The following is a 22,251-nucleotide window of genomic DNA, read 5'->3' as shown; positions in this document are numbered from 1 at the left end:
CCAAACCGGAGGAGAGAACATCATGCGCAAGTTCATCATCGCAGCCGCTGTTGCCGTTACCGCCGCCGTCTCCTTTGCCTCTACGTCGCAGGCGGGCGGCCTGACCATCGGCTTCAGCAACGGCTATTACGGCCATGGTTGGGGTGGGCATGTCGGCTACGTCGGCGACTATTACGGCGGCCCTTATTATTATGAAGAAGAGCCCTATTGCTTCATCAAGAAGGTCAAGCGCTACGACCACTACGGCAGCCTCTACTTCAAGAAAATCCGCGTCTGCCGTTGATCCGTCGCAAGCAGGGCGAGGGTCAAGAGGCCCGGTCGGTTTTCCGGCCGGGCTTTTCCGTTGGGCCGGCTTCCGCCATTTGCCGGCACTCAATTCGATTCCGCTTCGATCAAAACTGTAGTAGCTCCAATTCCTGGTCATTTTGCATTCCACATCGAGGAGAAGCGGTCATGGATCTTGGTATTGCTGGAAAGCGCGCGCTGGTGCTCGGCGGCAGCAAGGGACTGGGCCGCGGCATCGCCGAGGTGCTGGCAAGCGAAGGCGTCATCGTTGCCCTGACCGGCCGCGATGCGGCATCGGCCGCGAAGGTGGCAAGCGACATCGGCCCTTCGGCGCGTGGCTACGCGCTCGACCTCTCGAAACCCGACACGCTCGACGGCCTGCTGGACCAACTCGAAGCCGATTTCGGCGCGATCGACATTCTGGTGCTGAATGGCGGCGGACCGCCGCCCTCGCCTGCCTCGGCAATCGAGCCCGATTTCTGGCGCGCGCAATTCGAAACCATGGTGCTGGCCGGCATGCGCATCGCCGGACGTCTCCTGCCCAGCATGCGGGAACGCCAGTTTGGACGCATTATCGCCGTCGCCTCCACCAGCATTCGCGAGCCGATCGTCGGGCTCACCGCCTCGAATGCGCTCCGTAGCGCTGTCGCCGGCTGGCTGAAGACGCTTGCCGGCGAAGTCGCAGCCGACGGCGTGACCGTCAATCTGCTTCTTCCGGGGCGGCTTGCCACCGACCGAACGCTCAGCTTCGACCGGATGGATGCCGAAAGCGAGGGCGTCGATATCGCGACGGTCGCAGCCCGCAGCCAGCAGGAAATCCCGCTTGGCCGCTACGGTACCCCGGAGGAATTCGGCGCGGCGGCGGCCTTCCTCGCAAGCCGCCAGGCCAGCTACATCACCGGCGTCGCGTTGCCCGTCGATGGCGGTCTCAGCCGGTCTATGCTCTAGGGCAATTCAGGCGCGTCTGGCCACGGATGGTGTGATCGTTCGTCAGGTCACACCCGGTCCCCATGCCCGCACATCCCGGTTGATGAGGTGGTATGCAAGACGGCCAACCACCGCCGCAACGCCTCCGCAATCGGTCACGATTGCCGACGTCCTGAGCAGCTCCCACTCGGACCGAAGCTCATTCATATTTCCACTTTTTATCATTCGTACATTTAATTTCCAAATAGATGGACTGCCACCTATGGTCGCCATCGAGGGGTGCCATGCCGGGCGCGGGACACGTTCGGCACAACGCGTGTCTTGCGCCCTTGAAAAGGTCACGAACCGGCTCAAGTAAGCACGAGATCGCGATGAGCGAGAGCGGGACGAAAGTGCGCCCACTTCCGGGTTTTCACGTCTCTCCCTCAACCGGAACCACCGCGATCGGTCGGCCTGCTCGACCGATCGGCATGATCGGAAAGACCAAATGCGACCAAGACTTTTCGGCTCGCTGGTCGGCGCATCGATCGCCGCCTTCAGCCTTTCACCCGCAGCCGTGGGAGCCTCCATGCTCGAAACCCAACTGATTTCTGCTGCCGAAGCCGGCGATGCCGACAAGGTCAAATCGCTGCTGCGGCAGGGCGCAAGCCCCGAGACCCGCGATGCCAGCGGCGCCACCGCCCTTCTCGTCGCCACCCATGAAAACCGCGTCGATGCGGCGCGCGCCCTGATCGAGGCCGGCGCGGACGTCAACGCCAAGGACAAGATCCAGGACAGCCCCTATCTCTATGCCGGTGCGCGCGGCCATCTCGAGATCCTGAAGCTGACGCTTGCGAATGGCGCCGACCTCAAGAGCACGAACCGCTATGGCGGAACGGCGCTCATCCCGGCCTCCGAGCGCGGCCACGCCGAGACCGTCAAGACACTGATCGAGGCGGGCGTCGACGTCGACCACGTCAATCGGCTCGGCTGGACGGCACTGCTGGAGGCGATCATCCTCGGCAGCGGCGGCGAAAAGCACACCGAGATCGTGCGGCTGCTGATCAAAGGGGGCGCCGACGTCAACCTTGCCGATGGTGAAGGCGTCAGCCCGCTGCGCCATGCGCGCCAGCGCGGCTACGGCCAGATCGAGAAACTGCTGGCCGACGCCGGCGCGCGCTAGTTCGTACGAACGCAAGTCCGGACCGAGAGGCGCTTCACGCTTCTCCCGGAATTGCTCTTACTGGAGTCTCCTATGAACCAGGAACAGACCTATCTCGCCGAAGCGGTAACGCTCGCCCGTCGCAACATCGAAAAAGGCGGTCGTCCCTTCGGCGCCATCGTCGTCAAGGATGGCGAGATCGTCGGCCGCGGCGTCAACGAAATGCTGTCGACCGGCGACCCGACCTCGCATGCGGAACTGAATGCGCTGCGCGCCGCCGCCCGGAATCTTCGCTCGCCGCGGCTCGAAGGTGCCGCCGTCTATGCCAGCGGCCAGCCCTGCCCGATGTGCCTTGCGGCCATGCGCATGGCCGGGATCACCGAGATCGCCTATGCGAACTCGAATGCCGACGCGGAACCTTTTGGCCTGTCGACGGCTGCGATCTATGCGGAACTGGCAAGACCGCTCACCGAACAGGCCATGCGCTTCCGCCATGTACCAGTCGCCGATAACGACGCGACTCCGCTCTACGTGACCTGGCAGGAACGGCGGGGGAAGGAATAGCCGGCTGGCTCAATCTCGGCACCAAGCCCAGCCGGACATTGCCCCGGAGGCGGCCACGTCAGGTGGCCGCCTCCGATTTTCGTTCAGGATCCGGCTCGAGGGAGAAGGCAACACCCTCGCCCGCAGAGGCTGATCGCCGCTGGAGAACGGTACCTCTTGCTGAGCACACGCGGCGGATGTAATCCCAAGGGAGCCTCCTATTCCATTCTCGTCGCTCGCCATTTGCGCGGAGCGACCCACAGCCTGCAGGTGCCCGAGATGAACGCCTACTCCGAACAAGCGGGTCGCCGTGTTGCGCTGCTTCTCATCGCAGGCTCCGGCGTGGTGACGATCGCCAAGGGCATGAGCCTGACCTTCCTCGCGATCCGCCTGCAGCGTGATTTCGGCCTCGCTCCCGCGAGCATCGGCGCCTTGATCGGCGCCGGCCCGCTGCTCGGCGCAATCGTCAGCCCCTTTGCCGGCACGCTCTCCGACCGGATCGGCAGAAAAGGCGTGTTGACCGCAGCGCTTTTCATGGCCGGGCTGGCGCTTGCAGGACTCGGGCTGGCGCAATCGATCGCGGCCTTCGCACTGGCGCACATCGTTTCCGCTGTCGCAGCCGCTGTCTATGAACCGGTTTCGCGGGCCTTGATGAGCGATGCCGCGCCGGCGCATCTGCGCCTCAGGGTTTTCTCCTGGCGCTATCTCGCCATCAATGCCGGCTGGGCCATCGGTCCGCTGATCGGCGTCTGGGTCGGTGCGGCCTATGCGACCCTGTTCGTCACTGCCGGCGCCATGCATGCCGCCTTCGCCCTCGTGCTCTTCTTCGCCGTGCCGCAAGCCGGCAACAGGCGGGCGATTGAGAGCCGGCAGGCATCCCGCAGCGCCGGTGGCTGGCGCGGGCTGGTCACCGCCCTGCGCGACCGCCGGCTGGTCTTCTTCGTCATCGGCGGCACCCTGCTGCTCGCCGTCCATGGCCAGTGGTCGGTAACCCTGTCGCAATATCTCAACACCGGGTTCGAGGATGGCGTCACCCTCTTTGCGCTTCTGGTCTCGACCAATGCCGCAACGGTGCTGATCGCGAGCACGCCCGCCCGCTTCGTCATTGAACGGATCGGTGCACTGCCGGCACTGTCGCTCGGCTGCCTGCTGTTCCTGGTTGGGGAAATCGGCTTTGCAGCCTCGTCCGGAGTGGAAATGCTCGTCGCCTCAATGGTCCTCTTTACCATCGGCGAGGTGCTCGTCGTGCCCTCCGAGTATGTACTGGTCGACGGCATTTCCGATGACGGCAATCGCGGCACCTATTTCGGTGCGCATTCGCTTTCGACGGTCGGGAACTTCCTTGGGCCACTGATCGGTGGCCTGGCGCTCGGCACGATCGGCGGCGCCGGCATGTTCCTGCTGTTTGCGCTGCTTTCGGCGGCGAGCGCGCTGCTGTTTGCGATCGGCCACTCCATGCCGCCGCCGCGCCCGGAAGCCGCCCGCACCGACAGGCTCGGCAGCGGCGCCATCAGCGGAGATCTGCTGCGGCTGGGTCAATTCGCCTAGCGACGGCCCGTCATCCGCCGGTGGCGGATGGCGACGCACCGATCTGCTGCTGCACCCGTTCGAGCGGCCCCGGTGCCAGCGCCGCCGGCGGCTGGTACGGGTTGGAGAAGGCGTAGATCAGGAACAGGATGATGCCGGTATAGGCGCCGAAGAGACAAAGCAGCAGCAGATTGCGCGGCATCGGCGGGAAGGAATAATAGGCGAGCGCAATGAAGATGATGCCGGCGAGCGCGGCGAACCAGAAGATGCTATCGATCGAATCCGCGACATTGCTTTCGCGCTTCGTCCGGCTTTGCGAAATGTCATGCAGACGCTCCAGCATCTGGCTGCGCAGGCTTTCCTGGCGCTTGTCCGCGGGCACCAGATTCAACACATGCTGGTAGGCGCGATCCCAATGTGCCCATGCCTCCTTTGACAGGCGGCCTTTGTCCCCCAGTGACTGCCACTCACCGTCGATCACCTGGGCTACGTAGGCGGACATCGCCTGCTGGATCGGCGCCTTGAACGTCTCGCCGTAACGTTCGGCATCGTAGTAGATGTCAGCGACCGCTCCGGCTTCGGTCGCCATCTCGTATTTGAGTTGCTGGTACTCAAGCATTTCCTGGGCAAACACGAGCGCCAGGATCAGCCCGTGCAGCGCTGCGACCCGGAAGATAATGGAGCTCGCAAGTTCCTTCTCATGCCCCTCCGCCTCGCCCCCCATGATCAACCGCATCAGGAAATAGGCCGCAAGCGTCAAGCCGACCGTGCCAAAAATGAAAAGGGCACCGAGTACTATCTCGACGATCATTTTTCCCTCCCCCGGTCGCCGATCACGCCGGCAATTCTGAGCGTAGAGACCCGGAAATACAACGTCTCGCTTTATTAGCTGATGCTCGCAACAACTGTCCTGTGCGCAGGCAAACCGCTATGTTTGCCGCCTCCGCCACCATTTCGACACTGCCCGCCCCTAAGCACCGCGCCGAAACAGGAGTAAAAACAACATCATGACCGCCCCAAGCGAACAAACGGTCCTCAAACAATCTATCGCGGCCACCGTCGTCGTCGGGGTGACGGGTGTTATCTTCGGTCTGCTTTCGGGCTCGGTCTCGATCGTCTTCGACGGCGTCTTCTCGGCCGTCGACGCCTCGATGACCGTGCTTGCGCTGGGCGTGACGCAACTGATCCCGAAGCCGAGCAAGCGTTTCCAGATGGGCTTCTGGCACATCGAGCCGATGGTGCTGCTCTTCAATGCCGGGCTGCTGACCCTGCTTTCCTTCTACGCGATGGTAAACGCCGTCGGCTCGCTCTTGTCGGGCGGCAACCACCTCGCCTTCGACTGGGCGATCGCCTATGCGGCCGTCGTCGTGGTGATCTGCGTCTTCATGTTCTTCTATGTACGCCGGGCGAACCGGCCGATCGGCTCTGAGTTCCTGGCGCTCGACGTGCGCGCCTGGGCAATGTCCGGCGCGATCACCTCCGCGCTGCTCGTTGCCTTCGTGATCGCCGCCGCCCTGAAGGGCACGGCTTACGAACACGTCACGCCCTATGTCGACCCGGCGATCCTGATCGTGCTGACGCTCTGCCTCATCCCGCTGCCGATCCGCACCGTCTTCCAGGCGCTGAAGGAGATCTTCCTCGTCGCGCCCGCCGAACTCGATGAACGCGTGCGGCAGGCAGCGGCCAACGCCGTCACGCGCCACGGCTTTGCCGACTACCGCACCTATGTCGCCAAGGTCGGACGCTCCAAGACGATAGAGGTCTACTTGATCGGAACGCCGGATACCAAGGTCGGCACGCTCGCCGAGCTCGACCGGATTCGTGCCGAGATCGGCGACGAGATCGGCGACCCCGGCCACGACCGCTGGCTGACGATCGCCTTTACCGGAGAAGCGCGCTGGGCGGAGTGAGCCTCCTTTTCAGGAAAGTTCGATCTGTCTGGTGATGCCGATCGCCTCCAGAAACGCATGGTCGTGGCTGACGACCAGCAGCGCGCCGTCATAGGCCCTGAGCCCCGCCTCGACCGCCTCGATCGAATCGATGTCCAAATGGTTGGTCGGCTCGTCGAGGATCAGGAGTTGCGGCGGCTTGCTGCCGCTCAGCACACAGGCGAGGCCGGCGCGCAGCATCTGGCCGCCGCTGAGGCTCGATACGACCTGCAAGGCCGCATCTGCCCGGAACATGAAGCGCGCCAGCGCCGCCCGGCAATCGTTCTCGCTGGCATCAGGGTTGAGACCCCGAAAATTGTCACGGATCGAAAGGCCAGGATCGAGCAGGCCTACCTTTTGGTCGAGCATGGCGTGATCGACCTGGACGCGCACCGTGCCGGACCATGGCTGGAGGTCACCGGTCAGCAGCGTGAGCAGCGTCGTCTTGCCCGAACCGTTGCGGCCGGTGAGCGCGACCCGTTCCGGGCCGACGATCGAAAGCGAAAGCCCGTCGACAACGGGCTTGCCCGGTTCATAGCCGACGCTGGCATCTTCGATCTGCAGCACGTTGCGGCCGGCCGGCAGGCCGGTCGAAGGCAGGCGGACGGTCAGCGGCTGCAGGATCTCGATCCGTTCGCGTGCCTCGGCGAGATCGCCGACCGCCGAATCGCGCCGGCGTTCGGCGAGGCGGGCATTGTCACCACCGGTCTTTTCGCTGCGCTCCTTGCGGGCGTCGAGCAGCAGCAGCGGCTCGTCGCCCTTAGCGCGCTTGCGGCGGCCGGCGGCATCCTTGCGGGCCTTGCGTTCGGCCGTCTCCTGGGCCTTGCGGTCAACCTCGGCGAGGCGCCGCTCGGCATCGGCGAGATCATGGCGGGCCGAGGCGAGCTCGATCGCCTTGCGCTCACGGTAGTGGCTCCAGTTGCCGCCATAGGTGGTGGCGCCGAGCGTCGTCAGTTCGACGATCGCATCCATCGTCTCCAGGAGTTCGCGGTCATGGCTGACGACGATGGCGCCGCCGCGCCAGCCCGCCATCAGCGCGGCTACGGCGGCCCGGCCCTCGCGATCGAGATTGTTGGTGGGTTCGTCGAGCACAATGAAATCCGGCTCCTTGAAGAGGAGCGCGGCAAGCTTCACGCGGGTCATCTGCCCGCCGGACAGGGCGGCAAGGCGCGTTTGCGCTACCGCGTCCAGACCGACGCGCGCCAGCGCCTCCTCCATGCGAGCCTCCAGCGTCCAATCGGCGGAAGCCAGTTCGTCCACGGAGGCGTGCCCCTCGTCCGCTTTCTGCAGAACCGCAAGCGCGTCGGAGACGCCGAAAAGATCGGCGACGGTCTCACCGGCCGCGACCTGGACGGTCTGGCTGAGCGTGCCGAGGCTGCCCGCGACAGTGACCTTTCCGGATTGCGGCGCAAACGATCCTTCGACGAGACGCAGCAGCGTGGATTTTCCGACGCCGTTGCGGCCGACAAGGCCGGTGCGAACGGGACCAAAGGTCAGGTCGAGATTCGAGAAGAGGCTTCGGCCCTCAGGCGTGGACCACGAAATTTGGGAAAGTGAAATCGAAGCAGGCATGGATACGGTTTTCCCTGATGGCAAGACGGTTCGGCTTGGCGGTCAGGGTGAAATCCATCGATGCGTGTATCCTGTTCAAATTTCTATCGCGGCCATAGATAGCACCGAATGCGCCCGTTTCAAGGCGGAACATGCAATGCAGCGCGGCGAGGATGCCGTCAGGCGAGACTGCGCCGCTCCACGCCGTCGCTGAAACTCAGCCCGGAGGCGCAGACACTGCGGTTTCGGCCATGGCTCTTGGCGTGAAGAAGGGCCGCGTCGGCGCGGGTCAGCAGCGTGGCGATCGGCCCGTCGTCCGGGGCCGAGGCGATGCCGATCGAGACCGACACCGTGCCAAGAATTCGGCCGCGATGCGATAGCGGCGTGGTGCCGATCCGGGTCCTCAGCCGCTCTGCAAGTTCATAACCCGAGGCTTCACCGGCTTCCGGCAGCAGCACGGTGAATTCCTCGCCGCCAAAGCGATAGGCGTTGCCGGCCTCGGCCACCGTGTCGACGATGAGCTGCGCGACATATTGCATGACGACGTCGCCGGCATCGTGGCCGAACTCGTCGTTGAAGCGCTTGAAGTGGTCGATGTCGATCATCAGGCAGGTGAGTAGCTTGCCGTCTTGCCCGCGCGGCCGGCGATTGAGCGCCTCGTCGAGGCAGCGACGGTTGAGCAGCCCGGTCAGCGCATCCCGCACGGCCAGATTGGTGAGCTTCTCGCGCAGCTGAAGATTGGCGACGGCAAGGCCGATGTTCTCGGCGATCAGTTCGAGATAGAGACGCGAGGCATCGACCGCGAACTCCTCTTGCGAACGCTCCTCGAAATAGAGAAGCCCGATCGTATCACCCTGGGCCGTCAACGGTACGCAGAGGCCGATCACGCCATCATCGTCAAGGTGCTGGCAGGCAATGTCGCTATGACCACGGTTGCTGACATGCGGCCGGCCGCGACGAAGGCCCCAGCAGGCGCTGGACGGAAATGTCGGCGCCGAGTGCTGCGGATCGAGCCAGGTGCCGACGCGGGTCAGGAGCGTCCGGCTGTCGTTCAAGACGTAGAGATGGCCGGCAAGATTGGGAAAGACCTGTGGCGCGAAACGGGCCACGACCTCGGCCAGTTCGTCCTGGCCCTGGCAGGCCTGTAGCCGATGCATCATCTGCAGGATCAGATCCTTGGTCTGCTGGTCCAGCCGCCGCTCGGCATCGAGACGGTCCCGTTCCAGGCCGTTCTCACGGAAGATATGGATCGCCTTGTTCATCTCGCCGATCTCGTCGCTGCGGCGGTCGAGCGGAACTTCGACAGCGTAATCCTGCTCGGCGAGCCGTGTGACGATACCGCTCATGCGCGTGAGCGGCAGGGCGACGCGACGCTTGAGGATGAAATAGAGCACGCTCAGGAACAACGCGGCGGTAATGCCGAGCATCGTCTTGGCGGCGGCGGCGAACCAATCGCTGCGTTCCTGCGCTTCGGTCAGGGCCGCGCCGGTGCGCACGGTGGTCAGGTCGCGAAACCGCGCAACCGTGTCCAGAAGTGCAGTCTGCAGGCGCTCGTGCTCCGGCCCGAATAGCCTTTCCCGCGCGGCCGTACCGTCGCCCTTCTGATAGGCCTCGATGGCGGCGATCTCGACCTCGTCGAGTGCCTCGGCCTCTCCCACAATATCCTTCAAGACCGCGATCTCGCTCGGAGCGGCCCCGAAATTCGCCGCGGTCTTGACCGCCTCTTCGCGCTTGCGCTCTTCATCCTCGGCGCGATGGAAGGCTTCGAGATGGCGCGCATCGCCACGCATCACGTAGAGCCGGGCTTCGTCGGTTCGCGTTTCCGCACCGAGTGCCAGCTCTTCGCCGAGCGTATCGAGCACCAGATGCTGCTCAACCGCCTGGCGCTCCTTGATCGCGCTGTTCGTCGACAGGATGAAGGCGGCGCCCGAAAGCGCCGTCAGGAGAACGGTCACGCCATAGGCCCAGTTGGTGATCGCATTTATTCGCATGGTGAGAAGCTTAGCCCCGCGGATTGAGAGCGGATTAACCGCATTATCAGGCTTCGGCAACAGGCCCGGAACAGGTTGAAGCAGACGACGCGGCTTTTGTTCCATCGCACACCACAGAGCGGAGCAACTGTCGATGCACGACCAGCCCGCCCGGCGGGACACGTTGCGCCCGGCAGGTCGCTCAAGTAGGTTCGACCTGCAAGACGCTGGCGAGGCCAGTCGATGGGAATATTCTGGTATCGCGTAGGCTCGGCGGCCCATGCCGGGCAAGAGGACGGCCGAAAGGCCGGTAGCAAATGACACTGTCGGGCAAGCGCATTCTCCTCATCATCTCCGGCGGCATCGCGGCGTATAAAAGCCTCGATCTCATTCGGCGCCTGCGCGAACGCGGGGCGAGCGTGAGGCCTGTGATGACCGCGGGCGCGCAGCAATTCGTGACGCCGCTTGCCGTGGGCGCGCTTTCGGCCTCGCATGTCTATCTCGACCTGTTCTCCCGCGAGGACGAGCAGGATGTCGGACATATTCGCCTCGCGCGCGAATGCGATCTGATTGTCGTAGCACCGGCAACCGCCGACCTGATGGCGAAGATGGCGAACGGCCATGCGGACGATCTGGCCTCGACCATTCTGCTTGCAACCGACCGGCCTGTTTTGGTCGCACCGGCGATGAACCCGAAGATGTGGGCGCATCCGGCAACGCGCCGCAACCGGGCGACGCTTGCCAAGGACGGCATCCGCTTCATCGGCCCGGAAGCGGGCGAGATGGCGGAAAGCGGCGAGGCCGGCGAGGGCCGCATGAGCGAGCCGCTGGCGATCGCGGCCGCAGTGGAGGACCTTCTCGCGGGCGCGCCAAAACCGCTCGCCGGACGCAGCGTCGTCGTCACGTCGGGGCCGACACATGAGCCGATCGATCCGGTGCGCTACATTGCCAACCGCTCTTCCGGCAAGCAGGGCCATGCGATCGCTGGCGCACTGGCGCGCCTTGGCGCCGATGTCACGCTGGTCTCCGGCCCGGTGACGATCCCGGATCCGGCGGGCGTGAAAGTCGTGCATGTGGAGCGGGCCGAGGAGATGCGCGACGCGGTGCTTGCCGCCCTTCCCGCCGATGTCGCGGTCATGGTCGCCGCGGTTGCCGACTGGCGGGTGGCAACAGCTGCCGGCAACAAGATCAAGAAGAAGCCGGGTGAGGCTCCGCCTCCGCTCCAGCTTGCTGAAAACCCCGATATCCTGAAGACGGTCGGCCACCACGCCAAGCGCCCGAAGCTCGTCATCGGCTTTGCCGCCGAGACCGAAAACGTCGCCGACAACGGCCGTGCCAAGCTCGAACGCAAGGGTGCCGACTTCATTCTCGCCAATGACGTGTCGCCGGCAACCGGCATCATGGGCGGCGACCGCAACAAGGTGAAACTGATATCGGCCGCCGGCAATGATGATTGGCCGGAGATGGACAAGGACGCTGTGGCGGAGAAACTGGCGGCGATGATTGCGAACGAACTTGCCCGGAAAGAACGGGGCTGATCCACCATCGCCCCTCCCCCGCAGGCGGGGCGAGGGGACGTGGCAGACGCTACGACCGTCTCTGTCGGTTACGTTGGCAGAACTATGGCAAACACGCGCAGGGGTTCCGCTGCCCGAGTGGCGGAGGTGTGATTTCAGTTAGCCGTTCTCTCCAGGGTCGCATTGTGGGCGAGCGAGTGCCACATGGTCCTTCTCCCCGCTCGCGGGGAAAAGGTGGCGGCAGCCGGATGAGGGGCTGACGCCGGCCGCTGAGCTTGCGGATACGGTGCCTCAGGCCAGTTGACGCGACCGCACCGGCGCACCCTTGGTCGAGAACAGGCGCACGTCGACGCCATTTTCGCCGACGATGACCGCCGTGCCGTCGGGGATTTCCACCCAGGCGCTGTCGTCATCGTTGAGCGGCTCGGAAACGAGGCAATAGCCGCCGCTCGGGCCCATGGGTGCAGCGTAGAGCGTTGGCGCCTTCCAGTCGGAGGCGTAGCGCACGGCGTAGAGATCCTGACCGTCGGAGAACGCGGCAGTGAATCGCACCAGCACCTGGCGCTCCAGATGCTCGGCGAGTTGCTCGATGAAGGCCAGCGCCTCGGCGATCGCGCCGAGCGGATCGCGATCGAGGCCGAACTGCATGGCGAGCAGGAACAGGAGTTCGGAATCAGTCGTGCCGGTGCGCGCCGAATAGAGGTCGTTGTCGAGCATGCTTTCCATCGGCCGGCGCAGATGCTCGAAATCGCCGATCTGGCCATTGTGCATGAAGGACCAGCGGCCGAAGACGAAGGGATGACAGTTGTCGCGCCGGGTACCGCCGCCGGTCGCGGCGCGCACATGGGCGAGGAAGAGCGGCGAGCGGATCTGCCGTGCAATGCTCTTCAAGTTGCAGTCGGACCAGGCCGGCAGGATATCACGGTAACGCCCGGGCTCCGGGTGATCGCCATACCAGGCGATGCCGAAGCCGTCGCCGTTGGTGGCGGTCTTCGCCCGTGTCGCGCAATGGGATTGTTCGATCAGCGAGTGTGCCGGAGAGGTCACCAGTTCCTCGAGATAGAGCGGCTCCCCGCGATAGGCTGCCCAACGGCACATGCTGATTTCACTCCAGCTCCGCTCCGTTCTCTCCGGAGCGATTCGTTAACCATGACGAAGTGCGATGTTCCAACGGAACATGGTAAAAATGCGTTAACACATTCCCCCTTCGTCCAGGTGAAGCTAACCGGAACGCACAGCTTTGGCTGTTTCAAACGGCACAACGTCGGTATCGCCGCCGTATTTCGAACAAACATTCCATATTGACAAAACTTGCACAATTCATTTCATTTCAGGCCAGCACGGCAGCGCCGACAGGGAGGAATTCAGCATGGGCAGCAAGCGCAAACTCGGCATCGGCCTGATCGGCACGGGCTTCATGGGCAAGACCCATGCGCTCGGCTTCACCATTGCCGCGCGGGTCTTCGACCTGCCGTTCGAGCTCGATCTCGTATCGGTCGCCGACGTGACCGTCGAAAGTGCGGAGCGCGCTCGCGGCCAGCTCGGTTTCCGCAAGGCGACGGCCGACTGGCGCGAGCTTCTGACCGATCCGGATATCGACATCATCGACATCACCACGCCGAACCTCTTGCACAAGGAGATGGCGCTGGCGGCGATCGCCCATGGCAAGCATGTCTATTGCGAAAAGCCGTTGGCACCGACCGTTGCCGAATGCCGCGAGATGGTGGAGGCGGCGGAAAAAGCCGGCGTCGTCACCCAGGTCGGCTTCAACTATCTGAAGAATCCACTGATCTTCCTTGCCAAGGACATTATTGAAAGCGGCGAGATCGGCGAGATCCGTTCGATGCGCGGCATCCATGCGGAAGACTTCATGGCCGATGCGCAAGTTCCGTGGGGCTGGCGCCTGAACCCGGCCAGCGGCGGCGGCGCGCTTGCCGATATCGGCAGCCATATCATCGCCTCCATGCGCCACCTCGTCGGCCCGATCAAACAGGTGCTCGCCGAGACCATCATCCAGATCCCGGAACGCCCGATCGCCGCCGGCTCCAGCGAAACCCGCGCCGTCGAGGTCGATGACATTACCCGCGCCTTCGTGCGGTTCGAAAACGGCGCCACCGGCAGCTTCGAGGCAAGCTGGATCGCGACCGGCCGCAAGATGCAGCACGATTTCGAAATCTACGGCTCGAAGGGCAGCATCGTCTTTACCCAGGAGCGGCTGAACGAGATCCGCCTCTACAAGACCGGCGACGATATCCGCACGCGCGGCTTCCGCACCATCTGGGCAGGGCCCGAACATCCGCCCTATGGCGCCTTCTGCGTCGCGCCCGGCCACCAGATCGGCTTCAACGACCTGAAGGCGATCGAGGTCAAGGAGTTCCTCGACGCGATCGCCGCGGGCAAGTCGCCGTCGACCGATTTCCGCGAAGGCTATGAGGTGCAGAAGGTGCTCTCGGCGACCTATCAATCGGCCAAGACAAACGAATGGGTGCATATCTAAGCGGTTCCGCGCTGCGCATTTCCGGACGCAAAACCGCTGCGCACTTTTGCTGGAAATGCCGCCCATCTTGCTGCGCTTTTCCGGACGCAAAACCGCTGCGCACTTTTGCTGGAAATGCTCCGGAAAAATAGAACGCCTGTTCTATCCCGTTCCCGACTAATCGATTAGGGTGAGGCCGAAAGCCAGACTGACATCGAGGGAGACGAGCGAGACATGGCCATGCCGGAAACGACGACAGAGGTGCCGCAGGATTTCGAGGCGCTGAAGGCCGCCATTCTGGAGCGCAAGGCGCAGCTGCCGAAACGGTTGCGCCAGGTCGCGGCTTATTCGCTCGACAATCCCGATGAAATCGCCTTCGGCACGGCTGCAAGCATTGCCACCTCCGCCGAGGTGCAGCCCTCGACGCTGGTGCGTTTCGCCCAGCATTTCGGCTTCGAGGGCTTTTCCAGCCTGCAGCAGATCTTTCGCGCGCGGCTGCGTGAGCGCACGCCCGGCTACGAGGACCGGCTGAAGGCGCTGAGCGCCAACGATCACAGCAAGCTCGAAAGCGGCTCGATCTTCAACGGCTTCGTCGCCGCCGCCCACCGCTCGCTCGACAACATCGCCTCCTCGGTCGATCCGGAAGCTTTCGAGCGCGCGGTCGATATCCTCGCCAAGGCAGACACGATCTACCTGATCGCCAAGCGCCGCTCCTACCCGATCTCCAGCTACATGGCCTATGCCTTCGGCAAGCTGAAGGTGAAGTACCAGTTGGTCGGCACGGCCGCCGGCATCGACGAGGACATGCTGGCCATGGCGACGAAGAACGATGCCGCCTTCGCCGTCAGCTTCTCGCCCTATGCTTCCGAAAGTGCGGCCCAGGCGCGGCTGCTTGCCGAACGCAAGGTGCCAGTCGTGTCGCTGACGGATTCGGCCTTCTCGCCCTTGGCAGAATCCTCGAAAGTCTGGTTCGAACTGGTCGAGGCCGACCATGCCGGCTTCCGTTCGCTCTCCGCCAGCATGGCCTTCGCGATGGCGCTGACGGTCGCCATCGCCGAGAAGCGCCAGCGCTTAGCCGAGGGCAATTAGGCGAAACGGAACAGATAGAATGAAAATTCCATATTGACTAAACGTCGGAATTTATGTTTCATACTGCCATCACCCACAGTACGAAAATGGTCGGGCCCGCCAAGGTGTCCGCGGGGAGGAAGCAGTGAGCCAGAACGTTTCGGCACAGGGAGCCAAGCCGCTCGACCTGATCACCATCGGCCGAGCCTCGGTCGATCTCTATGGCCAGCAGATCGGCACGCGGCTCGAGGACGTTTCGAGTTTTGCGAAGTCGGTCGGCGGATGCCCCTGCAATATTTCGGTCGGCACGGCGCGCCTCGGCCTCAAGTCGGCCTTGCTCACCCGCGTCGGCGACGAACAGATGGGGCGCTTCATCCGCGAGCAGCTCACCCGTGAAGGCGTCGAGACACGCGGCATCGTCACCGATCCGGAGCGGCTGACAGCGCTCGCGATCCTCGCGGTCGAAAACGACAAGACCTTCCCGCTGCTCTTCTATCGCGACAACTGCGCCGACAACGCGCTCTGCGAAGACGACGTTTCGGAAGAGTTCATCCGCTCCGCCCGCGCCGTGCTTGTCTCGGGCACGCATTTCTCCAAGCCGAACACCGATGCCGCCCAGCGCAAGGCGATCCGCATTGCCAAGGAAAACGGCGCGAAGGTCGTCTTCGACATCGACTACCGCCCGAACCTCTGGGGCCTTGCCGGCCATGACGCCGGCGAAAGCCGATACATTGCGTCTGACCGGGTTTCGGCGCACCTGAAAACGGTTCTTGCCGATTGCGACCTGATCGTCGGTACGGAAGAGGAAGTGCTGATCGCCTCGGGCGAAAGCGACCTGCTCCAGGCACTGAAGACGATCCGCTCGCTCTCCAAGGCGACGATCGTCTTGAAGCGCGGACCGATGGGCTGCATCGTCTATGACGGCCCGATCTCCGACAATCTCGAAGACGGTATCGTCGGCAAGGGCTTCCCGATCGAGGTCTATAACGTGCTTGGCGCCGGCGACGCCTTCATGTCCGGGTTCCTGCGCGGCTGGCTGAGGAACGAGCCGCACGCGACGTCTGCCACCTGGGCCAATGCCTGCGGCGCCTTCGCCGTCTCGCGCCTGCTCTGCGCGCCTGAAATCCCGACCTGGACGGAACTGCAGTTCTTCCTGGAAAAGGGCAGCAGGGAACGGGCTCTGCGCAAGGATGAGGCGATCAACCACGTTCACTGGGCAACCACACGCCGCCGCGATATCCCGCTTCTGATGGCGCTGGCGATCGACCATCGCAGCCAGCTCGAGGACATGGCTGCCGGCGACCCCGCGCTGCTCGCCCGCATTCCCGCCTTCAAGGTTCTGGCGGTGAAGGCCGCCGCACAGGTGGCGGCCGGCCGCTCCGGCTTCGGCATGCTGATCGATGACAAATACGGTCGCGACGCGCTTTACGCCGCCGGCGCGCACCGCGATTTCTGGATCGGCAAGCCGATCGAACTTCCGGGCTCGCGGCCGCTGCAGTTCGAATTCAGCCAGGATCTCGGCAGCCGCCTGATCGACTGGCCGGTCGATCACTGCATCAAGGTGCTCTCCTTCTACCACCCGGATGATCCGGCAGAGCTGAAAGCCCAGCAGGTGGCAAAGCTCCGCTCGGCCTTCGAGGCGGCGCGCAAGGTTGGTCGTGAGATCCTGATCGAAATCATTGCCGGCAAGCATGGCAAGCTCGACGACCAGACCATTCCGCGGGCGCTGACCGAACTCTACGATGCCGGCCTCAAGCCGGACTGGTGGAAGCTCGAGCCGCAGGCAAGCCGCGGCGCCTGGGCAGCGATCGATGCCGTCATCGAGGCGCGCGATCCGCTCTGCCGCGGCGTGGTGCTCTTGGGCCTCGAAGCGCCCTATGAGCAACTCAAGGACGGCTTTGCAGCCGCCCGCACCTCGAAGACGGTCCGGGGCTTTGCCGTCGGCCGCACGATCTTCGCCGATGCCGGCCGGGCCTGGCTCGGCGGCACGATGAGCGACGACCAGGCGATCGCCGACATGGCCGGAAAATTCAAGGCGCTGGTCGATCTCTGGCTGCAACTGGGTGAAACAAAGGCGGCATAGGATCGACGCAATCGTTGATCATGCAAGCAGACAGGGTGGAACGGGACGATTTCGCCCACGAGGAGGAAACAGATTATGAGCCAGAAGACCGTGCGCCTGACCATGGCACAGGCCGTGGCGCGGTTCCTGACCCGCCAGATGACCGTTATCGATGGCAAGAAGGTGCCGATCTTCGGCGGTGTTTTCGCCATCTTCGGCCACGGCAACGTGGCCGGCGTCGGCGAAGCGCTGCACGCGATCAAGGACACTCTACCGACCTATCGCGCCCAGAACGAACAGGGCATGGCGAATGCGGCGATCGCCTTTGCCAAGGCGAGCTTCCGCCGCCGCTTCATGGCCTGCACCACCTCGATCGGCCCCGGCGCGCTCAACATGGTGACCTCGGCAGCACTCGCCCATGTCAACCGCCTGCCGGTCCTCTTCCTGCCCGGCGATGTGTTCGCCAACCGACGCCCCGATCCGGTGCTGCAGCAGGTGGAAAGCTTCGGCGACGGCACGATCTCGGCGAACGACTGCTTCCGTCCGGTGTCGCGCTACTTCGACCGCGTCACCCGGCCCGAACAGATCATCCCGGCGCTGCGCCGCGCCATGCAGGTGCTGACGGATCCGGCCGATTGCGGCCCGGTAACGCTGTCGCTCTGCCAGGATGTCCAGGCGGAAGCCTACGACTACCCCGAAAACTTCTTCGACGAGAAGGTCTGGGTGCCGCGCCGCGTCGAGCCGGATCTCGACGAACTGGCGACGGCGATCGCGGCGCTGAAGGAAGCAAAGAAGCCGATCATCATCGCCGGCGGCGGCGTGCTCTATTCCGAAGCGAGCAAGGAGCTCGGCGATTTCGCCGAACGCCACGGCATTCCCGTGGTCGAGACGCAGGCCGGCAAGTCGGCGCTGCCGCATTCGCATTCGCTCAACATGGGCTCGGTCGGCGTGACCGGCACCACCGCCTCCAACGCGCTTGCCGAGGATGCCGACGTGGTTCTCGCCGTCGGCTCGCGCCTGCAGGACTTCACAACCGGCTCCTGGGCGCTCTTCAAGAACGAGGGCCTGAAGATCATCGGCCTCAACGTTCAGCCTTTCGACGCCGGCAAACACAACGGCCTGCCGCTGATCGCAGACGCCCGCGCCGGTCTCAACCGCATCTCCGGCGGTCTTGGCGGCCACAAGGCCGATCCGAGCTGGACCGCGAAGGCCAAGGCCGGCAAGGCGGAATGGCTGGCGGCTGCCGACAAGGCGACGGCCACGACCAATGCGGCCCTTCCCTCCGACGCCCAGGTGATCGGCGCCGTGCAGCGCGCCCGCGGCGGCAAGAACACGACGCTCGTCTGCGCCGCCGGCGGTCTACCCGGTGAGTTGCACAAGCTCTGGCAGGCGGAAGAGCCCGGCGGCTACCACATGGAATACGGCTTCTCGACCATGGGTTACGAAGTTGCCGGCGGTCTCGGCGTCAAGCTCGCCAAGCCCGAGAGCGACGTGATCGTCATGGTCGGTGACGGCAGCTACATGATGCTGAATTCGGAGATCGCCTCTTCGATCATGCTTGGCGCCAAGTTCACCATCGTGCTGCTCGACAATGCCGGCTACGGCTGCATCAACCGACTGCAGATGGGCACCGGCGGCGCCAACTTCAACAATCTCTTGAAGGACACCCATCACGTCGAACTGCCGCAGATCGACTTCGCGGCGCATGCCGGCGCGATGGGCGCCGTCACCCGCAAGGTCGGCTCGATCTCCGAACTCGAAGCGGCGCTCAAGGAGACCGCGAGCGAGACGCGCACGACCGTGATCGTCATCGACACCGATCCGCTGATCACGACCGAGGCCGGCGGCCACTGGTGGGATGTCGCAGTGCCCGAGGTCTCGGGCCGCGCCCAGGTCAACGCGGCGCGCGAGGGTTATGAGAAGGCGCTCGCCGCACAGCGCTTCGGCTAAGATTGCCCTTTCGGCGCCCGCGTTTTCGCGCGGGCGCTTTTCCCGTTTATGCTCACAAAACATCCGCCTTCCGCGGATGGCATCAGAAAGTGAAAGACATGATCCGCTACGGAACCAACCCGATCGCCTGGAGCAACGACGACGATCATTCGATCGGAGCGCATCTGACGCTCGATGACTGCCTCTCCGATTGCCAGAAGATCGGCTTCGACGGCATCGAGAAAGGCCACAAGATGCCATCCGACCCGGCGGCGCTGAAGCAGAAGCTTGGCTCCTATGATCTCGTCTTCGTCTCCGGCTGGCACTCGACCAACCTGCTCACCCATGACGTCGAGGCCGAGAAGAAGGCGATCCAGCCGCATCTCGACCTCCTGAAGCACAATGGCTGCAAGGTGGCGATCGTCTGCGAAACCTCGAACGCGATCCATGGCGACGACGGAAAGTCGGTCGCCAACGACAAGCCGGTTCTGCCGGCCGACCAGTGGAAGAAGTTCGGCGCCGACCTCGAAGCGATCGCGCAATATTGCGCCGACCAGGGCATCGACCTCGTCTACCATCACCACATGGGCACGATCGTCCAGACCGGCGAGGAAATCGATCTCCTGATGCAGAACACCGGGCCGGCGACCAAGCTGCTGCTCGACACCGGCCACGCCTGGTTCGGCGGTTCCGACCCGGTCGAGGTCGCGAAGAAATACATGCACCGCGTCCGCCACATCCATTGCAAGAACGTGCGGCCTGCCGTGCGCAAGGTCGTCGAGGGCGAAGGCCTCTCCTTCCTCGAAGGCGTGCGCCGCGGTGTCTTCACGGTTCCCGGCGACAGCGAGGGTGGCGTCGACTTCGTCCCCGTGCTGAAGATCGCGGCCGAGCACAACTATTCCGGCTGGCTGGTGATCGAGGCCGAACAGGATTCGACCGTGCGCAACCCGTTCGAATACCAGTCGCTCGGGCTGAAGTCGCTGAAGGCCTTCGCCAAGGAAGCCGGGCTCGACAAGTAGGCCAGACTTTCGGTCGCCGGGTTCGGTGAGGGCCGGCCCCTCATCCGGCTGCCGCCACCTTCTCCCCGCAAGCGGGGAGAGGGCTAGGGTGAGGGGCAGACCGCACGACCGGCACCCCATGATAAAGAGTTAGGGAGATCGACATGTCCAAGCTGCTCGTCAAACCGAAGGCCAAATCAGGCCTCATGCAAAACGTGACGCCGGAGAGCGCCGGCTGGACCTATGTCGGCTTCGCGCTCGAGCGGCTGAAGGCCGGCGAGACGACCGAAGGCGAGACCGGCGACAAGGAAATCTGCCTGGTGCTGGTTTCCGGCAAGGCGAAAGTCGCCGTCGACGGCGAAAGCTTCGGCGAACTCGGCGAGCGCATGACCCCCTTCGAGGGCCAGCCCTACGCCGTCTACATTCCGAAGGGCAGCCGCTGGCAGGCAACGGCCACCTCGAACCTCGACCTCGCCATCTGCTCGGCGCCGGGCGGCGACGGCTTCAAGGCGAAGGTCATTGCGCCCGGAACCCATCCGCAAATGACCCGCGGCAAGGGCACCAATACCCGCTACGTCACCAACATCATGCCGGAAGACGACGGCTCGGCGCAGTCGCTGCTCGTCGTCGAGGTGATCACGCCCGGCGGCCATACTTCTTCCTACCCGCCGCACAAGCATGATCAGGACGACCTGCCGGCCGAAAGCTATCTGGAAGAGACCTATTACCACCGCCTGAACCCGCCGCAGGGTTTTGCCATGCAGCGCGTCTATACGGACGATCGGTCGCTCGACGAGACCATGGCGGTCGAAGACGGCGACGTGACGCTGGTGCCGAGGGGCTATCATCCGGTCGCCGCCGTGCATGGCTACGACGTCTATTACCTCAATGTCATGGCCGGGCCGAAGCGCATCTGGAAGTTCCACAACGCCCGCGAACACGAGTGGCTGTTCACCGGCGTGTAAGTTTCCACTTACGCGTCAACAGCGCCAGCTTTCAGGCGCAGCCTGTGGCGACCGCCGTCGATGGCGCCATCCAAGCGCAAACGCGGAAAGCGGCATACACTTTTTGCCGCTCCGCTCTAGCTTCCCTGCTTTCAGGGAGGCCTCCATGCATATCGACGGGCAATGCCACTGCGGCTTTGTGACCTATGAAGCCGAGATCGATCCGGCGGACGTCGCGATCTGCCATTGCACCGATTGCCAGCAACTGACGGGATCGGCCTATCGGGTGACCGCCGGAACCGCGCGCGAAAACTTCCGGCTGACCGGCGGCGAACCGAAGCTCTATGTGAAGATCGGTGACAACGGCCGGCAACGGCTGCAGTTCTTCTGCCCGAATTGTGGCTCGCCGATCTACACGACCGGCACGGACGAGGACGCGCTCGAAGTCGGCATACGGGTCGGTACGATCAATCAGCGCCGGCAGCTCCGGCCACGCTCACAGATCTGGTGTTCCTCGGCCCTGTCTTGGATCGGCGACGTCAGGAAGCTGCCCGGGCGCGATCGGGATGAAGCGCCCTACGCCTAGAGCACGATGTCTTCGGACGGAATGCGGGCGGACGTCCGCAAGCAGGCTGCTTCATCCCATTCGCGCCGCTCAGGCGGCGGCGTAAAGACCTTCCTTCAACGGCGCCCAGGCTTCGCCGATGACGACGGATGCAGGCGTCGCTGTCATCTGTGACGGGCGCGCGTCGGGGTTGGCTGCAAGATAGGTTTTCACGAGGTGATAGCCGATCGTATAGCCCGCCCAGCGCGGCAGCGCGCGATCGCAGCCGAAGAACCAACCGGCATGATCATAGCCGTCTTCCCAGAGTTCCCGCTCGGCGCGCTCCAGCAAGCCCGTCCAATCGCCTGCCGCAATCGCGTGATTCCAGGCATGGCCGTCGCCGCCGTTTATCTCCGCCTCGAAGGCATCAGCAAGGCCTTCGGTGACCAAGGCTTCGCCGAGCTTGGAACCATAGCCGCAGGTCGCGTGGCGGAAGGAATGATGGAGTTCATGCGTCAGCATTCTCCGCACTTCTTCGGCGGCGAGACTGGGATGAAAATTCTCGTTGTCAGGGTCGAGCGTGAGGCAGACCAGGCCCCTGCGGTAGCAACTACCGGCCACGCCCATTTCCGGAATGGTCTCGCCCGGCCTGTTTTCAACGACGACATCGATGGGAGCGGCACTGTCCGAGGCAGGGACACGCGCGCCGACCCGATGGGCGGTATCGCGCACCTGGCGAAGAACCTCTTCGCGCCAGGGGGCAAGCGATCCATACGCTTCAAGGAAGTGAACACGCAGGTCCAGCATCTGGCGAATCTCCCGTCATCGACATCACTCTACC

The 22,251-nt window shown here is 64.0% G+C and carries 19 protein-coding genes; 14 read left to right on the top strand and 5 right to left on the bottom strand.

Going from position 1 to position 22,251, the window contains the following annotated elements; all coding sequences use genetic code 11:
- Positions 1-22: 22 nt before the first annotated feature.
- From LAC81_RS20370 to LAC81_RS20350, 5 genes are all read left to right on the top strand, one after another.
- Entirely contained in the window at positions 23-283 is a 261-nt protein-coding gene (locus LAC81_RS20370) for a hypothetical protein (protein WP_223726233.1), read from the top strand.
- Between the two features lie 170 nt (positions 284-453).
- On the top strand, positions 454-1,233 hold the full coding sequence (locus tag LAC81_RS20365) for an SDR family oxidoreductase (RefSeq protein ID WP_223726232.1): 780 nt from the start codon (positions 454-456) through the stop codon (positions 1,231-1,233).
- A 547-nt stretch (positions 1,234-1,780) separates the two neighbouring features.
- Positions 1,781-2,374: an ankyrin repeat domain-containing protein gene (locus tag LAC81_RS20360; RefSeq protein ID WP_328717339.1), complete on the top strand. Its 594-nt coding sequence runs from the start codon at positions 1,781-1,783 to the stop codon at positions 2,372-2,374.
- A gap of 72 nt (positions 2,375-2,446) precedes the next feature.
- The gene (locus tag LAC81_RS20355) at positions 2,447-2,917 is read left to right on the top strand and encodes a nucleoside deaminase (protein WP_223726230.1); all 471 of its coding nucleotides are present in this window, start codon (positions 2,447-2,449) and stop codon (positions 2,915-2,917) included.
- 156 nt (positions 2,918-3,073) lie between these two features.
- Entirely contained in the window at positions 3,074-4,444 is a 1,371-nt protein-coding gene (locus LAC81_RS20350; RefSeq protein ID WP_223726229.1) for an MFS transporter, read from the top strand.
- A 10-nt stretch (positions 4,445-4,454) separates the two neighbouring features.
- Here LAC81_RS20350 and LAC81_RS20345 read toward each other — a convergent pair whose 3' ends face one another.
- Complete coding sequence (locus tag LAC81_RS20345) at positions 4,455-5,234, bottom strand: DUF4239 domain-containing protein (RefSeq protein ID WP_223726228.1); 780 nt, start codon at positions 5,232-5,234, stop codon at positions 4,455-4,457.
- A gap of 196 nt (positions 5,235-5,430) precedes the next feature.
- On the opposite strand from LAC81_RS20345, the gene LAC81_RS20340 reads away from it, so the two are divergent.
- Positions 5,431-6,333: a cation diffusion facilitator family transporter gene (locus tag LAC81_RS20340; RefSeq protein ID WP_223726227.1), complete on the top strand. Its 903-nt coding sequence runs from the start codon at positions 5,431-5,433 to the stop codon at positions 6,331-6,333.
- Positions 6,334-6,342: 9 nt separating this feature from the next.
- On the opposite strand, the gene LAC81_RS20335 is transcribed toward LAC81_RS20340, so the two are convergent.
- Together LAC81_RS20335 and LAC81_RS20330 are read right to left on the bottom strand one after the other, a co-directional pair.
- Positions 6,343-7,923: an ABC-F family ATP-binding cassette domain-containing protein gene (locus LAC81_RS20335; RefSeq protein ID WP_223726226.1), complete on the bottom strand. Its 1,581-nt coding sequence runs from the start codon at positions 7,921-7,923 to the stop codon at positions 6,343-6,345.
- Positions 7,924-8,081: 158 nt separating this feature from the next.
- The gene (locus LAC81_RS20330; RefSeq protein ID WP_223726225.1) at positions 8,082-9,893 is read right to left on the bottom strand and encodes a diguanylate cyclase; all 1,812 of its coding nucleotides are present in this window, start codon (positions 9,891-9,893) and stop codon (positions 8,082-8,084) included.
- Positions 9,894-10,189: 296 nt separating this feature from the next.
- On the opposite strand from LAC81_RS20330, the gene coaBC reads away from it, so the two are divergent.
- Positions 10,190-11,410, top strand: coding sequence for a bifunctional phosphopantothenoylcysteine decarboxylase/phosphopantothenate--cysteine ligase CoaBC (gene coaBC / locus LAC81_RS20325; RefSeq protein WP_223726224.1), 1,221 nt, complete (start codon positions 10,190-10,192; stop codon positions 11,408-11,410).
- A 270-nt stretch (positions 11,411-11,680) separates the two neighbouring features.
- Here the strand turns inward: coaBC and LAC81_RS20320 are convergent, their stop codons facing one another.
- Complete coding sequence (locus LAC81_RS20320; protein WP_223726223.1) at positions 11,681-12,487, bottom strand: class II glutamine amidotransferase; 807 nt, start codon at positions 12,485-12,487, stop codon at positions 11,681-11,683.
- Between the two features lie 271 nt (positions 12,488-12,758).
- On the opposite strand from LAC81_RS20320, the gene LAC81_RS20315 reads away from it, so the two are divergent.
- The 7 genes from LAC81_RS20315 (at position 12,759) to LAC81_RS20285 (ending at position 21,452) form a co-directional block, all read left to right on the top strand.
- The gene (locus LAC81_RS20315; protein WP_223726222.1) at positions 12,759-13,886 is read left to right on the top strand and encodes a Gfo/Idh/MocA family protein; all 1,128 of its coding nucleotides are present in this window, start codon (positions 12,759-12,761) and stop codon (positions 13,884-13,886) included.
- 213 nt (positions 13,887-14,099) lie between these two features.
- Positions 14,100-14,954, top strand: coding sequence for a MurR/RpiR family transcriptional regulator (locus LAC81_RS20310; protein WP_223726221.1), 855 nt, complete (start codon positions 14,100-14,102; stop codon positions 14,952-14,954).
- Between the two features lie 124 nt (positions 14,955-15,078).
- Positions 15,079-17,016 carry a bifunctional 5-dehydro-2-deoxygluconokinase/5-dehydro-2-deoxyphosphogluconate aldolase gene (locus LAC81_RS20305; RefSeq protein ID WP_223726220.1) on the top strand — a complete coding sequence of 646 codons (1,938 nt, stop codon included), beginning with the start codon at positions 15,079-15,081 and terminating at the stop codon, positions 17,014-17,016.
- A 75-nt stretch (positions 17,017-17,091) separates the two neighbouring features.
- Positions 17,092-18,945: a 3D-(3,5/4)-trihydroxycyclohexane-1,2-dione acylhydrolase (decyclizing) gene (iolD, locus tag LAC81_RS20300; RefSeq protein WP_223726219.1), complete on the top strand. Its 1,854-nt coding sequence runs from the start codon at positions 17,092-17,094 to the stop codon at positions 18,943-18,945.
- Positions 18,946-19,043: 98 nt separating this feature from the next.
- Complete coding sequence (gene iolE, locus LAC81_RS20295) at positions 19,044-19,943, top strand: myo-inosose-2 dehydratase (protein ID WP_223726218.1); 900 nt, start codon at positions 19,044-19,046, stop codon at positions 19,941-19,943.
- A 143-nt stretch (positions 19,944-20,086) separates the two neighbouring features.
- On the top strand, positions 20,087-20,887 hold the full coding sequence (iolB, locus tag LAC81_RS20290; RefSeq protein WP_223726217.1) for a 5-deoxy-glucuronate isomerase: 801 nt from the start codon (positions 20,087-20,089) through the stop codon (positions 20,885-20,887).
- 145 nt (positions 20,888-21,032) lie between these two features.
- A complete protein-coding gene (locus LAC81_RS20285) occupies positions 21,033-21,452 on the top strand; it encodes a GFA family protein (RefSeq protein WP_223726216.1) in 420 nt (139 codons plus the stop codon).
- Positions 21,453-21,521: 69 nt separating this feature from the next.
- Here the strand turns inward: LAC81_RS20285 and LAC81_RS20280 are convergent, their stop codons facing one another.
- A complete protein-coding gene (locus tag LAC81_RS20280) occupies positions 21,522-22,217 on the bottom strand; it encodes a DUF2268 domain-containing putative Zn-dependent protease (protein WP_223726215.1) in 696 nt (231 codons plus the stop codon).
- Between the last annotated feature and the right edge of the window lie 34 nt (positions 22,218-22,251).

The organism is Ensifer adhaerens, assembly GCF_020035535.1.
Lineage (GTDB): Bacteria > Pseudomonadota > Alphaproteobacteria > Rhizobiales > Rhizobiaceae > Ensifer.
This window is presented reverse-complemented; position numbering and strand designations above follow the sequence as displayed.